Here is a 16,737-nt window from a genome sequence, read left to right as displayed (position 1 = left end):
GACGAAGGAGGGGGCAGCTCACGGCTCTCTCCTTACGCTTCCCCTTCCTCACCCCTCATGGCGGCGGCGGATGGTGGCCGGGCGGCCGGGGAGGGTGAGGCGGGCGTTGTTGCGGGGGCGCTCGGCCACAACCTTGCCTTTGGAGACAACAGCCAGCCGGTCAGGCCTCAGGCGCAGGGCTTCCACCGGGTTGCCTGCATCCAGCACCACCAGCGAGGCCTTGCAGCCGGGCGCAAGGCCATAGCCTTCCAGATTGAGGATCTTTGCGTTGTCTTCCGTCACCATGCGGAAGCAGCGGGCCATCTCTGCGGGATGGGTCATCTGAGCCACGTGCAGGCCCATGAAGGCCACGTCCAGCATGTCGGCGGTGCCAAGCGAGTACCACGGATCAAGCACGCAATCCTGACCCCAGCCTACGGTGATCCCGTGGGCCTGCATCTCCTTCACCCGCGTCAGGCCGCGCCGCTTGGGGTAGGTGTCGTGGCGGCCCTGCAGGGTGATGTTGATCAGCGGATTGGGAATGGCCGCCATGCCGCTTTCCGCGATCAGCGGCAGCAGCTTGGAGACGTAGTAATTGTCCATGGAATGCATGGAGGTGAGGTGGCTGCCGGCCGCCCGCCCGCCAAGGCCATGGCGCGTCACTTCGGCGGCCAGCGTTTCCACGTGGCGGCTCATCGGATCGTCGGTTTCGTCGCAGTGCAGGTCCAGCATCAGCCCGCGTTCGGCGGCGATGCGGGCGAGATCCTTCACGGATGCCATCCCGTCTTCCATGGTGCGCTCGAAATGCGGGATGCCGCCAACCACATCGACGCCCATGTCCAGCGCCCGTAGCACATTTTCGCGGCCCGTCTTCGTGCGGTAGAGCCCGTCCTGCGGGAAGGCAACGAGTTGCAGGTCGAGATAAGGCGCGACGATGCGCTTCACCTCCAGCATCGCCTCCACGCCGCGCAGGTGGTCCGGCGTCGTGTCCACATGGGTGCGGATGGCGAGAAGGCCCATGGAAACGGCCCAGTCGCAATAGGTGAGGGCGCGGGAGACCATGTCCTCGACGCTGGCAATCTCGCGCAGTTCGCCCCACAGCGAGATGCCCTCGAGCAGCGTGCCGGAAGCATTCACCCGTGGCAGGCCATAGGACAGCGTTGCATCCATGTGGAAATGCGGATCGACGAAGGGCGGGGAGACGAGATCGCCCGTGGCATCGATCACGCGGGCCGCATTGGCAAAGGCTCCGTCATCGAGATGGCCCACTTCGGCGATGCGCTCGCCCGTGATGGCGATGTCGGCAATGGTGCCATCGGGCAGGGTGCCGCCCTTGATGATGAGGTCGAACATCAGCGTTCCCCCTTGTTGAAGGGCTGCATCAGCGCGGCTGGCACTTCGGCCCGCCGGGACATGAGGATGAGCGCAAGAATGGACAGGATGAAGGGCAGCATCAGGAACACCTGATAGGGCACGATGGCGCCAAAGCCCGTTTGTTGCAGGCGCACCTGCAGCGCATCGAAGGCGGCAAAGAGGATGGCGCCCAGCACCGCCTTGCCCGGCTTCCAGGCGCCGAAGACGACGAGGGCGATGCAGATCCAGCCGCGCCCGTTGATCATCTCGAAGAAGAAGGACGAGAAGGCCGAGAGCGTCAGGAACGAGCCGCCGACTGCCATCAGGCCCGAGCCGAAGACGACCGCGCCCATGCGCAGGGCCGTGACCGAAAGCCCCTGTGCCTCCACCGCTGCCGGGTTCTCTCCCGCAGCGCGCACCGCAAGGCCAAGCGGCGTGCGGTAGAGCACCAGCGCGATGACCAGCGCCGTCAGGAAGGCGGCATAGGTGAGGGCGGTCTGGCTGAACAGTGCCTCGCCCACCAGCGGCAGGCTGGAAAGGCCGGGGATTGGCAGTGGCTGGAAGGGGTCAATCTTTGGCGGGCTTGTGACTTCCGGCAGCAGCAGGCGGTAGGCGAAATAGCTGGAGGACGTGGCCAGCATGGTGACGCCAAGGCCCACCACATGCTGCGACAGTCCGAAGGGCACGGTCAGCACCGCATGGATGAGGCCGAAGGCCATGCCCGCCAGCATGGCCGCCGCAACGCCCCACCACAGCGGAGCGCCCATGTAGACGGCCACCCAGCCGGTGAAGGCGCCGATGACCATGATGCCCTCGATGCCGAGGTTGAGGACGCCCGCGCGCTCGCAGATGAGCTCGCCCATGGTGGCGAAGATCAGGGGCGAGGCGATGCGGATGGCCGCAGCCCAGAGGCTGGCGGAGAGCAGGATGTCCAGAAGCTCGTTCATCCGCGCCTCACCCGGTAGCGTGTCAGAAGGATGGCCAGCACCATGAAGAGCAGCGCGATGGCCAGCAGCATGTCGGCAATGTAGGACGGCACGGCGGCGGCTCGGCTCATGCTGTTGGCGCCAACGAAGATGCCCGCCACGAAGATGGCAGAAGGCACGACGGCAAGCGGGTGCAGCAGGGCCAGCATGGCGACGACGATGCCCGTGTAGCCAAAGTTGGCCGACAGATCGAGGCTGAGGTGGCCCTTGAGGCCGGAGACCTCGCTGAAACCGGCCATGGCGGCAAGCCCGCCGGAGAGCAGCGCGGTCTTCACCAGCACCATGTTGACCGGAATGCCGGCAAAGCGTGCGGCCTTCTGGTTGAGGCCGGTGGCGCGGATCTCGTAGCCAAGGGTGGTGCGTGTCTGGATGACCCAGACGGCAACGGCGGACATCAGCGCCAGTGCAAAGCCCCAGTGCAGGCGCAGGCCCTCCATGATGCGCGGCAGGCGGGCATCCTTGGCCAGGGCGGCTGACTTCGGCCAGCCCATGCCCGCCGGATCCTTCATCGGGCCTTCCAGCAGGTAGGAGACGAAAAGCAGCATGATGAAGTTGACGAGCAGGGTCGTCACCACTTCATCCACGCCAAAGCGGGTTTTCAGCAGCACCGGCGGCAGCAGCATGGCAGCGCCCGCCAGCATGGCGGCAAAGGCCATGAGCGCCAGCAACGGCAGTTGCGGCAGGCCGGTGACATGAGCGCCAATCAGCGCCGCAACAATGGCACCTGCATAAAGCTGGGCTTCCGCGCCGATGTTCCACAGCCGCGCCCGGAAGGCGACGGCAACGGCAAGGCCGGTGAAGATGAGCGGGGTTGCCCGGTTGAGGGTTTCCAGCAGGGCAAACTTGCTGCCCGCAGCGCCCTTGACGATGAGCCCCAGCGTCTGGAGCGGATCAGCCCCGGCAATGAGCGCCAGCAGCGATCCCGCCACGACGGTGAGCGCCAGCGCCAGGGCCGGAAGGCCCGCACGGCGCAGGAGGCTGGGGTTGGCGACCGGCTCAAGCCGCATGATCAAATCCTTGTCCGGTCATCCAGAGACCAAGCTGTTCCGTGGTGAGGCTGCCGCGGGCAAAGCCAGGTGAAAGGCGGCCTTCGTAGACCACGTGAATGACGTCCGACAGCCGCTGCACCTCGTCCAGATCCTCCGAGATCAGCAGCACGGCTGCCCCTGCATCGCGCGCTGCAATCAGGCGGGAATGCACGAAGGTGATGGCGCCGATATCGAGCCCGCGCACCGGCTGGTTGGCGAGGATCACATGCGGCCCCGGCTCCAGCACACGGCCGAGGATAAGCTTCTGCATGTTGCCGCCCGACAGCAGGCGGATGCGGGTGTCCGGCCCCGGGCAGCGCACATCGTAGGTGTCGATGATGTGCTGTGTGAAATACTCCGCCGCCGCCCGGTTCATCCATCCGGCGCGGGAGAACGGGCGCTGGTGGTAGGTTTCCAGAATGGCGTTCTCGGTCAGGCTGAAGTCGGCAATGGTGCCGGTCTTGGCCGGTCTTCGGGAATGCGGGCGATACCGGCGCTGACCGCAGCTTCCGGCGTCCAGCGCAGCGGCACGGTGCCTTCCACGTGAAGGCTGCCCTGATCCGGACTGGCGAGCCCGGCCACCAGATCGGAGAGCGCGGCCTGGCCATTGCCGGAAACTCCGGCAAGTCCGGTGATCTGGCCTGCCTTCAGCTCCAGCGTCACACGCTTGAGGCCCGGAGCGCCCTCCCGGTCCGGCGTTGACACATTGCGCAGGGCAAAGATGGTCCGGCCCGGCTTTGCGGTGGAGGGGGCGAGCTCGGGTACATCGCCGCCAACCATCAGCGAGGCAAGTTCGCGGGCGGAGGTTGCGGAGGTCTTGCGTTCGGCAACCACCTTGCCATGGCGCAGCACGACGCAGCGGTCCGCCACGGCCATCACCTCATGCAGCTTGTGGCTGATGAAGACGATGGAAAGGCCGATCGCCACGGCGCGCTTTAGCGTCGCAAACAGGGCATCGGTTTCCTGCGGCGTCAGGACGGCCGTGGGCTCGTCCAGAATGAGAATGCGGGCATTGCGGTAGAGCGCCTTCAGGATCTCCACGCGCTGCTTTTCACCAACGGACAGGGTGGAGACACGGGCATCCGGATCGACCTTGAGGCCGAAGTCCTCCGAAAGGGTGCGGATGCGCTGGCGGGCAGCGCCAAGGCCGAGTGACAGGCGGAACAGCGGTGCCGTGCCCAGCACGATGTTTTCCGCAACGCTCAGGTGTTCGGCCAGCGTGAAATGCTGATGCACCATGCCGACGCCGGCGGCGAGCGCAGCGCGCGGGCGGCCCGGCGGCAGCTCCTTGCCGAAGACCTCGACGGTGCCCTCATCGGCGGTGTAATGGCCGAAGAGGATGTTCATCAAGGTCGTCTTGCCAGCACCATTTTCCCCGAGCAGGGCGACGATCTCGCCCCGGTTCAGGGTCAGGCTGATGCTGTCATTGGCGGTGAGGGCACCAAAGCGCTTGGTGATGCCGTCGAGGCGCAGGACGGTCTCCTGCGCCTCCTTGTCAGAGATACTCACGAGGACTTGGGCTCGTCATCATTGATGGTCACGGTGAAGCTGCCATCCTTGATCGCGGCTTCCCGGACCTTGACCAGATCCATGGCGGCGGCAGGAACCTTGCCCTCGAAAGTGCCGAGCGGGGCGAGCGAGCAGCCGCCTTCCTTCATGAAGGAATAGACGCCGTAGTCCTCTGCCTTGAAGCTGCCTGCGGCAACGGCCTCGATGGCCTTGTTCAGAGTCGGCTCGAAGTGCCACAGGGCCGAGGCCACCACGGTTTCCGGATAATCGGACTGGGTGTCGATGACGTTGCCGATGGCGAGCACACCGCGCTCCTTGGCCGCATCCGACACGCCGAAACGCTCCGCATAGAGAAGGTCCGCGCCGCCGTCGATCATGGCGAAGGCGGTTTCCTTGGCCTTCGGCGGATCAAACCAGGAGCCGATGAAGCTGACCTGGAAACTCGCGTCCGGGTGGGTTTCCTTGACGCCGGCCATGAAGGCATTCATCAGCCGGTTCACTTCCGGAATGGGGAAGCCGCCGACCATGCCGATCTTGCCGGACTTGGTCATGGCACCGGCGATGATGCCGGAGAGGTAGGATGCGTCCTGGATGTAGTTGTCGAAGACGGACAGGTTGGCAAGGCTCTCTTCCGGCTTGAAGGAAGAGCCCATCAGGAACGCGGTTTCCGGATAGTCGGCCGCCACTTCACGGGCTTCCTGCTCCACGCCGAAGATTTCGCCGACGACGAGCTGTGCGCCGCCCTCGGCATATTCGCGCATCACACGCGGGTAGTCGGTGTTGCTGGTGTTTTCCGAGAATGTGTACTCGATGAGCCCGGCCTTCTTCGCCGCTTCCGCAGCGATATGGATGCGGCTGACCCACTGCTGCTCGACGGGAACCGTGTAGATGCCTGCAACCTTGAGAGGTGTTTGCGCAAATGCAATCCGGGGGAGCAATGCACTGCCTGCAAAGGCTGCGCCTGCGCCAAGAAGAAGGCCGCGGCGGCTGACGTCAAAACTGGATCTGCTCTTCATCTGGAGTTCCTTCTGTCGCTGTCCCTGCTTTTTGACCGGATGGTAAGGCGTTCAAAACTGTGCCTGCAAGATGAATATCGAGGCATGCCGTTCTGCGCGTCACTTTGCTGTCTCAATCCCGTCATGTTTCACGAGTCGGCTTGTGAGTCCATCACCGGCAAGGCCTTTTCCGCCTCGAAAAATGGATCTCTTCTTGCGTCAAAAAATCTCTTGAACCTCTAGCCGCTAGAGGTGCTAGCCCTTGGGTCATGACCTGAAGTGCCCGTTCATTGGGCAAGGAGATGATGATGAGCAAGCATGAAACGGCGCCAGTCCTTGAGTGGACCGTGACGGGCATGGACTGCGGGTCCTGCGCGGGCAAGATCAAGGGCGCGGTGGAGCGCCTGCCGGGGGTAAGCGCTGTCGAGGTGGCGCTGATGAGCGAGCGGTTGCGCCTGCAACTGGATGAAAGCCAGACGGGGCGGCAGACCGTGGAGAAAGCCGTCAGTGCCCTTGGCTTCGGCATCAGTCCCCGCGCCGGACAGGAGCAAGGCCAATCCGGCAAGGCCGCTGCCTGCTGCGGGCAAGGGCATCACGGCCATGACCATGACCATGATGATTGCCATGGGCACGATCATGCCCATGGAGATGCACACAGCCACAGCCACAGTCACGAAGATGAAAAGCCGCTGGCCGATGGCAGCCGCCGGGCGTGGCATCAGACGGGCAAGGGGCGGCTGGTCATTCTTACAGGCGGGCTGCTGGTGCTTGCCTGGGCCGCGCATTTCATGTTGCCGCCGGAGGTCGGGGCCTGGGTCTTCACCGCTGCCTGCGTCATCGGCGTTGCGCCGGTTGCCCGGCGTGCCTTTGCTGCGCTGGCTGCCGGAATGCCTTTCACCATCGAGATGCTGATGACGATCGCCGCTGCCGGTGCGCTGGCGATCGGCGCGGCGGAAGAGGCGGCGCTGGTGGTGTTCCTCTTTGCCGTGGGGGAGGTGCTGGAAGGCGTTGCCGCCAACCGGGCGCGCGAAGGCATCCGCGCATTGGCGCGGCTGGTGCCGAAAACCGCGCTGCTGGAAACGCGGGATGGCACCCGCGAAGTGCCGGCAGAGAGCCTTGCGCCGGGGCAGATGGTGCTGGTGCGGCCCGGTGACCGGATCCCCGCTGACGGGGCGATCCGTTCCGGTATTTCCGGCATCGATGAAAGCCCTGTGACGGGGGAAAGCGTGCCGGTGACCAAGAGTGAAGGGGATGATGTCTTCGCGGGCTCGATCAACACGGAAGCGGTGTTGCGCATCGAGGTCACGCGTGCGGCGGCAGACAACACCATCGCCCGGATCATCCGGCTGGTGGAAGAGGCAGAATCCGCCCGCGCCCCGACCGAGCGTTTCATCGACCGGTTCAGCCGTTACTACATGCCTTTCATCGTGCTGCTGGCCGCCACTGTCGCCGTTGTGCCGCCGCTCGGGTTTGGCGGGGAGTGGAACACCTGGATCTACCGGTCGCTGTCGCTGCTGCTGATCGGCTGCCCCTGTGCGCTGGTCATCTCGGTGCCTGCCTCCATTGCTTCGTCCCTGTCGGCGGGCGCCCGCCGTGGCCTCCTGATGAAAGGCGGTGCCGTGATCGAAGCCATCGCGCAGGTGAAGACGGTCACCTTCGACAAGACCGGTACGCTGACGGCGGGACGCCCGCAGGTGGTGGATGTGTTCCCCTTCGTCGGCTTTGACGGGCTGGACGTGATTTCTGCTGCAGCCTCCGTCGAGGCCGGGTCTTCCCATCCGCTGGCGAAAGCCATTCTCACCCGTGCGCAGGAGACCGGCGCGAGCGTTCTCCCCTCATCCGGGGCGCGGGCCATGGCCGGGCGCGGCGTCGAGGCCAGCGTGGCAGGAGAACTGGTGCAGGTCATCTCACCGCGCCATGCGAGGGAAACAGGCCTGCTGCCGGAAAGTGCCGCCGCAGTGGCGGAACGGCTGGAGAGTGAGGGCAAGACGGTGGTCTGCGTCATCCGGGCCGGAAACCTCGCCGGACTTGTGGCCCTGCGCGATGAACCGCGGGATGACGCCCGCGAGGCGATCGGCCAGCTGGAACGGCTGGGGGTCGGTGCCGTCATGCTGACGGGCGACAATGCCCGCACGGCGGCAGCGATTGCCTCAGGGCTTGGACTTCAGCAGCGGGCGGAGCTGATGCCAGAAGACAAGGTGAGGGAGGTGCGTACGCTGGCTGCTTCCGGCGGGGTGATGATGGTGGGCGATGGCATCAATGACGCGCCTGCGCTGGCTCAGGCTTCGGTTGGTGTCGCCATGGGCTCTGGCACGGATGTGGCGCTGGAGACAGCCCATGCCGCCGTGTTGCGCGACAGGGTGAGCGATGTTGCGGCGCTGATCCGGCTTGCCCGCAAGGCGATGGGCAACATCCGCCAGAACATTGCCATCGCTCTGGGGCTCAAGGCGGTGTTCCTCGTTACCAGCATTCTCGGCATCACCGGCCTGTGGCTGGCGATCATGGCGGATACGGGAGCAACGGTGCTGGTGACGGTCAATGCGTTGAGGCTCTTGGCCTATGACCCGGCGAAGGAGGCTTGATCAAGGTTGCTGAAGCACAACCGGCAGGCCTGCCTGCCGGTTGTAAGACAGAAAATCCGGTCATCATGCAAGGCGCCATTCCGGTGCAGCATGCCTTGCAAATGGTATCACTTCCACTGCTGGGCAGTGGATGCCTGGCAACCGTATGGCGGCAGCTGGTTGCCGAAATTCGCCTTCAGCTGCTCGCAGCCCCACTGGTTGACCGGAGCCGGCATGTAGCTGTTCAGCGTTATTCCGATTTCGTCATAGGGGCTGTCCGTATTGGTGACATACTGATGCCAGCGGAAGCCAAGGTATCCGCCGATGACGGCAAGGCCAATGATTAGAGTGAGAAAGAATCTGAAAAGTTTCACGAATTAATTTCCTCAAGATTTATCCTAATTTGCTGCGGACCCTAAATTTATGCGCTTGATTCTTCAAGTGCATGGATAAGCTTCCTGAGCTAAGGAATGAACTGAGGATAGATTGCACCAAATCCTTATGGCCTGACACGCTAGGCTCGGGTCAAGCCAGCGCAGCGTTTGAGTATTTTCAAGGCGTGTTGCGTCAGCATCACAAGGCTTGGTGACTTGGGCCAGGTGCTGCCGGTCCCTAAAGTCTGGCCTTCAGGACATACGGAAAGGGAGAAGGCTGCCCGCCAGAAGTTGCAGGCATTACTTGCAAGCCAGGGGCAAGCCCGGTTAGGTAGGCGGGTGTTGTGTAAAGGTGGCGGCTGCGCCGCTTTCCGGTCATCGGGATGAGATTCATGAATTTAAAACTGGCATCCACCCTCGCTGGTGCTGCGATGATTTTTTCTGCCGGTCTGGCTGCGGCCCAGACAGCAGGCGGCCTGCCGTCGGGTGCGTCCTCCATCAAGGAAACCTTCGACGACTGGACTGTGACCTGTCTTTCGGGTGAGGGCGGTAAGCGCTGTGCGATCTCGCAGCAGCAGCAGGATCAGCAGACCCGCCAGATGGTGCTTTTGGCCGAATTTGCCCCGGCTGCCGATGGTTCCGTCAATGGCACGCTCGTGCTGCCTTTCGGCCTCAACCTGGACGGTGGCGTCAAGCTGACTGTCGATGATCAGGAAAAGGGCACGGATGCCCGTTTCCAGACTTGCATGCCAGTTGGCTGCGTGGTGCCGCTGACGCTCAGCAAGGATACGGTCGCCGCGATCCGCAAGGGCAACGTGCTGAAGCTTGGCGTTCAGGCTGTTGCCGGCAATGCCCTGAACCTGCAGGTCTCGCTCAAGGGCTTCTCCGCCGCTCTGGACCGTTCGGCCGCGCTGCTGAAGTAAGATTCCTCTCAATAAAAAGCCGGGCTGCGGTGCTTGCAGTCCGGCTTTTCTGTGTCTTGTGCGTTGCAATCAGGCTGTGGCCAGCCTCTGCCTGGCCCGGATCTGCAGGTACACGACGGGGAGCAGCAGAATGACGCCTGCGGCCATGGTGTCGAGGCCCGGGGCGATGAACAGCAGCGAGACGATGCCCGTCCACCAGCGCTCCAGCTTTCGCATCGGTGCGATGAAATAGCCGGAGAAGGCAACGCCGAGGCAGGCGATGCCGAGGGCTGCGCCCGTGAGCGTTATGGCGAAGGCGGACCAGGAGAAGTCTGCATTGACCAGCAGCAGCGATGGCGAATAGACGAAGACAAACGGCACCAGTGCCTTGGCAATACCGAGGCGGAAGGCCGTGTTGCCCGTCTGGAACGGGTTGGACCCCGCGATGCCCGCCGCCGCATAGGCCGCAAGCGCAACCGGCGGCGTGATGTCGGCCAGAACCCCGTAGTAGAACACGAAGAAATGGGCGACCAGCGGTTCCACCTGCTGCACGGCAAGGGCAGGGGCGGCCACGGCGACCAGAATGATGTAGGTGGCCGTGGTCGGGATGCCGGCGCCCATGATGATGCAGGCGCCTGCGATCAGGATCAGTGATACGAAGAGCGTCCACTGTCCTCCGGTGAACACCGACAGAGGCCACAGGGAGCCAAAGGTGGCCCCGATGTCTCCAGCGGTCTGGACGATCATGTAGCCAAGCCGGAAGCCAACGCCAGTCAGCGTCACCACGCCCACCACGATGCCGACGGTTGCCGCCGCGGCGCCCACCGCGAGCGTGTTGCGGGCACCGGCCGCCAGTGCGTTGTAGAGATCCTTCAGGTTCAGCCGGTCGGTTGGATTGAGTACGCCGACGACAACGCAGGCAATGATGCCATAGACGGCGGCATAGTCCGGCGTGCGGCCGGAGAGGATCAGATAGACGAGAATGATCAGCGGGATGATCGACAGCCAGTGCTGCTTCAGGACGATGCCGAGCTTCGGCAGCTCTTCCTTGCTGAGGCCGCGCAGACCAAGGCGCTTGGCCTCCAGATGCACCATGACGAGAATGCCGAAATAGTGCAGCAGCGCCGGGAACAGGGCTGCAGCCAGCACATCGCGCAAGGGGATCTGCAGATATTCCACCATGATGAAGGCGGCAGCGCCCAGAATGGGCGGCGTGATCTGCCCGCCGGTGGAGGCAGTGGCTTCGACGGCTGCGGCGAAGCGGGCCGGATAACCGACGCGCTTCATTGCCGGGATCGTCAGGGCACCGGTCGTCACCGTGTTGGCGATGGAGGAGCCGGAAATGGTACCCATGAAGGCTGATGAGAAGATGGCGACCTTTGCCGGGCCGCCGGAGTAACGCCCAGCGAGCACCATGGCCACGTCGATGAAGAGCTGGCCAAGGCCGATCCGGGTGGCCAGCACGCCGAAGACGATGAACAGGAACACGTATTTCGCCATCACACCGATGGCGATGCCGTAAATGCCCTGATTGGTCATGTAGAGGTGGTTGATAAGACCCAGCCAGGAGGTGCCGCCATGTTTCAGCGCGCCGGGCATCCACGGACCGAACAGGGCAAAACCCATGAAGATCAGAGCGATGATGGGCAGTGTCGGGCCAACGGAGCGGCGGCAGGCTTCCAGGGTCAGCACGACCAGTGCCGAGCCGAAGAAGATGTCCTGCGTGGACGGGTTGCCCACGCGCATGGCCAGCGTTGCCGCTGATTGCAGCGGCAGATACATGGCTGCCGCGACGCCCAGGATCGCAAGGGCGATGTCAAGGATTGCGACGCCTTCAACCCGGTACCACGCCTTTGACGGCAGCTCGTTGTTCATGCTGCGCCGCCAGGCGAACATCAGGAAGACAAGCGACAGGACGAAGGACAGATGGATGGCCCGGTGCATCAGCTCCGGGATGAGGGCAAAGCCTGCCGCATAGAAATGATAGACGGACATAGCCACAAGCATGGCGGTGATCAGATGTCCGATGCGCGGGCCCGTAGGACGGAAGGCCGTCTCGGGGTCGTATTTGCGCTCGATTTCGGCCAGTTGCTCGGCCGTCAGCGCGGGAGCCGGGGACGTTGTCATCTTGGGTCCTGTGGTACAAACACGCGGTGGGCGAACCTCGGTGGCTTTAGGTCAAGCCCTTGCGATTATTGGCTTTTGCAAGGCGTGTTGCGTAAGGCGCAGCATGCCCTGCCACAAAAGCAAGCGGCCCGGAAGCTGGTGTTCCGGGCCGCGCCGTCTCAAGGTGGACTTACTTCAGGAGGCCGGCTTCGCGGTAGAACTTCTCGGCGCCCGGATGAAGCGGGATGCCGATACCGTCAAGAGCGGTTTCCTTGGTGATGGACTTGCCCTTGGCGTGGCCGGTGTCCAGCAGCTTGCGGGTGTTGTCGTTCCAAAGGGCCTTGGTGATCTCGTAGACCAGCTCTTCGCTTTCGTCAGAGCTGGTGATCCACTGGGCGCCAACGGCAACGGTTGTGGTAGCCGGGACACCTTCATAGACGCCTTCCGGCACGTCGGAGCTGGCGAAGAAGGCGTGCTTGCCGGTCAGGCTGGCAGCGGTGTCGCCATCGATCGGGACGAGCTTGATCTTGGCAGCAGACGCCAGCTCCACGATGGCGCCGGTCGGGTAGCCGCCAACGAAGAAGAAGGCGTCGATCTGGCCATTGCGCAGGGCATCGCTGGCCGCATCCGGCTTCAGGGCTTCGGCGGTGACATCCGCAACGCCAAGACCTGCGGCCTCAAGGATCAGGTTGGCATCCACATAAGTGCCGGAGCCCGGCTCATCGAGGGACACGCGCTTGCCCTTGAGGTCGGCAACCGAATTGATGCCGCTGTCAGCCAGAGCCACCAGATGGATATGCTCGGGGAAGAGGGCTGCGATTGCGCGCAGCTTTTCAGCCGGAGCCTGGCCCTGCATCGTGCCGGTGCCGGTGTAGGCCCAGTAGGCAACGTCCGACTGGGCAAAGCCGGAATTGCGCAGGCCCGAGGAAATGGCATTGAGGTTGTCAACCGAACCGCGCGAGGACACAGCCGAAGCAATCAGGCCCGGTACGCCGCAGCTGCCGCCTTCGGCGCAGGGGCGCGAGCCCGGAGGATTGGAGATGGCATTGGCGATGACGCCGCCCACCGGATAATAGGTGGCGGCCGTGCCGCCTGTGCCGATGGTAAAGAACTTGAGGTCCTGCGCAGCGGCAGGCGCCATGAGGCTGGCCGTCAGGGCCGCTGCGGTGAGGGCGCTTTTGAAATAGGCGAACATGTAGTCCCGTTCCTCTCTGCTGTTCTCAGCTTGTTTTCTTTCCGGTCCCTGCTTCCTGACTGCTCATGTCAGCGTTCCTTGGGGAGGAAACAGGGCACGATAGCGGGCTGACGCGGGAGAGCCAGACGGCTGCCCGGAATCGCATCATGAAAAAAACTCTATCAGGTTTGAGCAGATCTGCACCGGCAAATGTGCCGGTGCCCCATTATCCTGCAGGAGCTTGCGCGCCTGCTTCAGGCGGATGTTCCCTTGAGGCGTGCCGCAAGGCTGTGGATGTGGCTGGCGCCGATGCCGCAGCAGCCGCCGACGAGAGTTGCGCCAGCCTCTACCCAGTCGCAGGCAAAGCCGGTATAGCGGTCGCCGGTGAGGTCGGCGCGGGTGCCGTGCAGGGCCTCGTTCGCCGCGCCGTCATCTGTGTTGCTTTCAAAGGCATTGGCATAGACGCCAAGGTCCAGTTTCACGCCCTTTGCGGCGAAGACGGCGGAGGCCGTCTTGATGGCGCTGGCCATGATTTCCGGCTTGGCACAGTTGAACAGGAGCGCTGCCGCGCCCGAGCCTGCGGCCCATTCGGCAGCTTCCGCCACAGTCTCCCCGCCGCGCAGCTTCGGGTTCGCGATGGCCGCTTGCGTGTCTGCATCTTCCAGCGTGAAGGACACCCAGAAGGGGCGGTTGGTGCCCTCGGTGGCGGCGCGCACGGCTTCACCTTCGGCAATGAGGCTCAGGGTCTCGCCCAGCCAGACATCTGCATAGGGCTCCAGTTTCTCAACGAGGACGGACAGATAGTCCTGCACGCGGGCGGGATCAAAGTTCTGCGGCTCATAGGAGCCGAAAATGGGCGGCAGACCGCCGGCGACCAGCACGCTGCGCGTGGTTTCCGCGTCCGCCGCTTCCCGGGCAAGGCGGCCGGAGAGGGCGATCAGGGCGCGGCCTTCCTTGGCAAACCGCTCTTCGCCGATGTGGTAGGGCACCAGCGCGTAGCTGTTGGTGGTGATGACATCTGCCCCGGCGGCGATGAATTCCTCATGCACCTGCCGCACGATGTTGGGTGTGTCGATGAGGGCAAGCGCCGACCATTCCGGCTGCTTCAGCTCGGCGCCGAGCCGCACCAGTTCACGGCTCATGCCGCCGTCGAGAATACGGATTTTGCTGGCCATGAGATACTCCTTCGCGGGTTTGGGGCAACAGGGCAGCGCCTTCAGCGGCGCACCGGCACCTGCGCCTCCACATGCTTGAAAATGCGGGTGAGGATGATGGTCAGACCCACATAGAAGAGCGTGACCACGATCAGCGGTTCATAGACGAGCAGCGTATCCTGCCGCACCTTGTAGGCAACCGCGTAAAGATCCATCACCGTGACGGTGAAGGCGAGCGGCGTTGACTTCAGTTGCAGCACGATTTCGCCGGTGATGCTGGGCAGAGCAGTGCGGATGGCACGCGGCAGCCAGATGCGCCGCAGCAGCAGGAAGTGCGTCATGCCGAAGGCGCGCCCGGCTTCCAGCTCTCCCTTGGGCACGCTCAGCAGTGCGCCGCGCAGGATTTCGGCCTGATAGGCGGCGTGGTTGAGCGTGAAGCTGACGGCGGCGAAGAAGAAGCCCTCGCGCAGGATGGGCCAGAGGAAGCTGCCGCGCAGGCCTGGCACCATCGGCAGCAGCGAGCCGACGCCATAATAAAGCAGCCAGAGCTGGATCAGCAGCGGTGTGCCCCGGAAGAAGCCGCAATAGCCGCGCGCCAGCAGCTTCAGCCAGCGCGGCCCGGATACCTGCGCCAGCGCGAGGCCGATGGCGAGGACAAAGCCGATGCTGACGGAAATGCCGAGCAGGGCAACCGTCTGCCAGGCACCGGACAGAAGCAGGGGGGCGTACTTGCCAAGCCAGGAGAAATCCATCTGCGTCTCCTATGCCTGACCGGGTGCCGGCTGGCCCCGGCGTGCACGCCGCTCCAGCAGGTTGAACACACGGGTGGAGACAAGGCTGATGATCAGATAGAGCACCGCCGCTGCCGCGAAGAACAGGAAATACTGCTTGGTGTTGCCCGCCGCGATGCGTGTGGCCAGCGCCAGCTCCTGATAGCCGACAACGGCAATGAGCGCGCTGTCCTTGGTGACGGACATCCAGAGGTTGGCAAGACCCGGCATGGCATTGGGGATCATCGCCGGCAGGATGATACGGCGGAAGCGCAGGGAAGGCCGCATGCCGAAGGCCGCTGCCGCCTCGATCTGGCCGGTGGGCACCGCCTGAATGGCGCCGCGGAACACTTCCGTCATGTAGGCACCCTGCACGATGCCGAGCACGGCGACGGCTGCCACAAAGCCGTTCACCTCGACTGTGGGCAGGCCGATGGCAGTGAGCAGCCGGTTCAGGCCGTCGGTGCCCGCATAATAAAGACCGATGATCAGGATGAGTTCGGGAATGGCGCGGATGGCGGTGGTGTAGCCGTCGAGCAGGGCAGATGTTGCGCGCCCGCCCTTGAGCTTGCCCCATGCCCCCAGGAGGCCCAGCACCATGCCGGTGAGGTAGGCGCCGAGCGAAATGGCGATTGTTGACGCAGCCCCGGCCAGCAGCACACCGCCCCAGCCGGGAGGCGAGGGTGCCAGAAGCTCAAGATAGGTCAGGTTCGCCATGCTGCCTCTGGGACAATCCAATAAAGTCTTTGGCCTGCGGCCTTTGCCCCAATGGGGGATGTTCATTTCGGACCGTCAGCCAGACACCAACTCCTCTACCCCCTTGAGGGGGAGATGCCCCCGAAGGGGGCAGAGGGGGGTAACGGACTGCCCGTCTGTTCAAGAGTGGCCGTGCCGTGCTGAGGCGCTGGCACCCCCCTCTGTCTGCTGTCGCAGACATCTCCCCCTCAAGGGGGCAGGGGGGCTGCAGCCTGTTTGCACAAACTCAGAGCCTCAGAAGAGGCCGGAAGAGGCGCTGACACCAATCCCGGCAACTTCATTTTCTGCAGATCACTCGCCGTAAGGATCGAACGAGAAGTACTTGTCCGAGATTTCCTTGTACTTGCCGCTGGCGCGGACAGCGGCGATGGCGGCGTTCAGCTTGGCCTGAAGCTCTGTATCGTCCTGACGCAGGCCGCCGCCAATGCCGGAGCCGAGGATGGCCGGGTCGCCGGCCACGTTGCCCTTGTCCTCGCAGCAGTCCGCGCCATAGCTGGACTTCAGGAACTCTTCCAGCGGCATGGCATCGCCGAACACGTAGTCGATGCGTCCGGCAGCAAGATCCTGGAAAGCCTCGTCGAGGGTGGCATAGGTCTTTTCTTCGGCCTTGTCCTTGAAGTACTTGGCATAATAATCAGACTGGACGGTCGATACCTGAATGCCGATCACCTTGCCAGCCACATCATCCGCCGTGGTGCCGGTGGTGCCGTCCTTGGCGCCGATCAGCTTGCTGGGCGTGTTGTAGTACTTGTCCGTGAAGGCAATGGTTTTTTTGCGCTCTTCGGTGATGGACATAGAGGACCAGATCACGTCGATCTTCTTGGCCTCAAGGCCGGGGATCAGGCCGTCCCATGCGATATCAACGATGGAGCACTGCTCCTTCATCTCGGCGCATACGGCATCCATCAGGTCGATTTCCCAGCCCACCCACTTGCCGGAGGCATCCTTGGTGAAGAACGGCGGATAGGGCTCGTTCATCACGCCGAAGCGCAGCTCGGCGGAGGCGGAGACGGAGCTTGCCGCAAGCGCGGCGCCGGTGAGGAGAATGGACAGAAGCTTCTTCATGGTGTTTCCCCGTTCATGCTTGTGA

The 16,737-nt window shown here is 63.7% G+C and carries 13 protein-coding genes and 1 pseudogene; 2 read left to right on the top strand and 12 right to left on the bottom strand.

Translation table 11 applies throughout. The features are described 5' to 3' along the window. Nucleotides 1-48 precede the first annotated feature (48 nt). From V6L75_RS08180 to V6L75_RS08155, 5 genes and pseudogenes are all read right to left on the bottom strand, one after another. A complete protein-coding gene (locus V6L75_RS08180) occupies nucleotides 49-1,335 on the bottom strand; it encodes an amidohydrolase family protein (RefSeq protein WP_334251243.1) in 1,287 nt (428 codons plus the stop codon). Then, entirely contained in the window at nucleotides 1,332-2,279 is a 948-nt protein-coding gene (locus tag V6L75_RS08175; RefSeq protein WP_334251015.1) for an ABC transporter permease, read from the bottom strand. The genes V6L75_RS08180 and V6L75_RS08175 overlap by 4 nt, the downstream gene beginning before the upstream one ends. After that, nucleotides 2,276-3,325, bottom strand: coding sequence for an ABC transporter permease (locus V6L75_RS08170; protein ID WP_334251014.1), 1,050 nt, complete (start codon nucleotides 3,323-3,325; stop codon nucleotides 2,276-2,278). The genes V6L75_RS08175 and V6L75_RS08170 overlap by 4 nt, the downstream gene beginning before the upstream one ends. Beyond that, nucleotides 3,315-4,855: pseudogene (locus V6L75_RS08160) on the bottom strand (ABC transporter ATP-binding protein). The gene V6L75_RS08170 and the pseudogene V6L75_RS08160 overlap by 11 nt, the downstream one beginning before the upstream one ends. Beyond that, nucleotides 4,852-5,871, bottom strand: coding sequence for a BMP family protein (locus tag V6L75_RS08155; RefSeq protein WP_334251011.1), 1,020 nt, complete (start codon nucleotides 5,869-5,871; stop codon nucleotides 4,852-4,854). The pseudogene V6L75_RS08160 and the gene V6L75_RS08155 overlap by 4 nt, the downstream one beginning before the upstream one ends. A 284-nt stretch (nucleotides 5,872-6,155) precedes the next feature. Here V6L75_RS08155 and V6L75_RS08150 point away from each other — a divergent pair, with 284 nt between their 5' ends. Then, on the top strand, nucleotides 6,156-8,432 hold the full coding sequence (locus V6L75_RS08150; RefSeq protein WP_425498714.1) for a heavy metal translocating P-type ATPase: 2,277 nt from the start codon (nucleotides 6,156-6,158) through the stop codon (nucleotides 8,430-8,432). 107 nt (nucleotides 8,433-8,539) lie between these two features. Here the strand turns inward: V6L75_RS08150 and V6L75_RS08145 are convergent, their stop codons facing one another. Then, on the bottom strand, nucleotides 8,540-8,785 hold the full coding sequence (locus tag V6L75_RS08145) for a hypothetical protein (RefSeq protein ID WP_334251009.1): 246 nt from the start codon (nucleotides 8,783-8,785) through the stop codon (nucleotides 8,540-8,542). A 392-nt stretch (nucleotides 8,786-9,177) separates the two neighbouring features. On the opposite strand from V6L75_RS08145, the gene V6L75_RS08140 reads away from it, so the two are divergent. Then, a complete protein-coding gene (locus tag V6L75_RS08140; protein ID WP_334251008.1) occupies nucleotides 9,178-9,708 on the top strand; it encodes an invasion associated locus B family protein in 531 nt (176 codons plus the stop codon). 69 nt (nucleotides 9,709-9,777) lie between these two features. On the opposite strand, the gene V6L75_RS08135 is transcribed toward V6L75_RS08140, so the two are convergent. The 6 genes from V6L75_RS08135 to V6L75_RS08110 form a co-directional block, all read right to left on the bottom strand. Continuing rightward, the gene (locus V6L75_RS08135) at nucleotides 9,778-11,814 is read right to left on the bottom strand and encodes a TRAP transporter permease (protein WP_334251007.1); all 2,037 of its coding nucleotides are present in this window, start codon (nucleotides 11,812-11,814) and stop codon (nucleotides 9,778-9,780) included. 169 nt (nucleotides 11,815-11,983) lie between these two features. Then, nucleotides 11,984-12,988, bottom strand: coding sequence for a TAXI family TRAP transporter solute-binding subunit (locus V6L75_RS08130; protein ID WP_334251006.1), 1,005 nt, complete (start codon nucleotides 12,986-12,988; stop codon nucleotides 11,984-11,986). Between the two features lie 233 nt (nucleotides 12,989-13,221). Continuing rightward, nucleotides 13,222-14,142: a homocysteine S-methyltransferase family protein gene (locus V6L75_RS08125; protein WP_334251005.1), complete on the bottom strand. Its 921-nt coding sequence runs from the start codon at nucleotides 14,140-14,142 to the stop codon at nucleotides 13,222-13,224. 41 nt (nucleotides 14,143-14,183) lie between these two features. Further along, nucleotides 14,184-14,873, bottom strand: a complete 690-nt coding sequence (locus V6L75_RS08120) for an ABC transporter permease (RefSeq protein ID WP_334251004.1) — start codon at nucleotides 14,871-14,873, stop codon at nucleotides 14,184-14,186. Nucleotides 14,874-14,882: 9 nt separating this feature from the next. Further along, nucleotides 14,883-15,608 carry an ABC transporter permease gene (locus V6L75_RS08115; RefSeq protein ID WP_334251003.1) on the bottom strand — a complete coding sequence of 242 codons (726 nt, stop codon included), beginning with the start codon at nucleotides 15,606-15,608 and terminating at the stop codon, nucleotides 14,883-14,885. Between the two features lie 330 nt (nucleotides 15,609-15,938). Beyond that, a complete protein-coding gene (locus tag V6L75_RS08110) occupies nucleotides 15,939-16,712 on the bottom strand; it encodes a transporter substrate-binding domain-containing protein (protein ID WP_334251002.1) in 774 nt (257 codons plus the stop codon). Nucleotides 16,713-16,737: the final 25 nt, after the last annotated feature.

It is taken from the genome of Pannonibacter anstelovis (assembly GCF_036881715.1).
In the GTDB taxonomy this organism is placed as follows: domain Bacteria; phylum Pseudomonadota; class Alphaproteobacteria; order Rhizobiales; family Stappiaceae; genus Pannonibacter; species Pannonibacter anstelovis.
The sequence above is the reverse complement of the archived record's forward strand: the minus strand, read 5'-3'. Positions and strand labels throughout refer to the sequence as shown.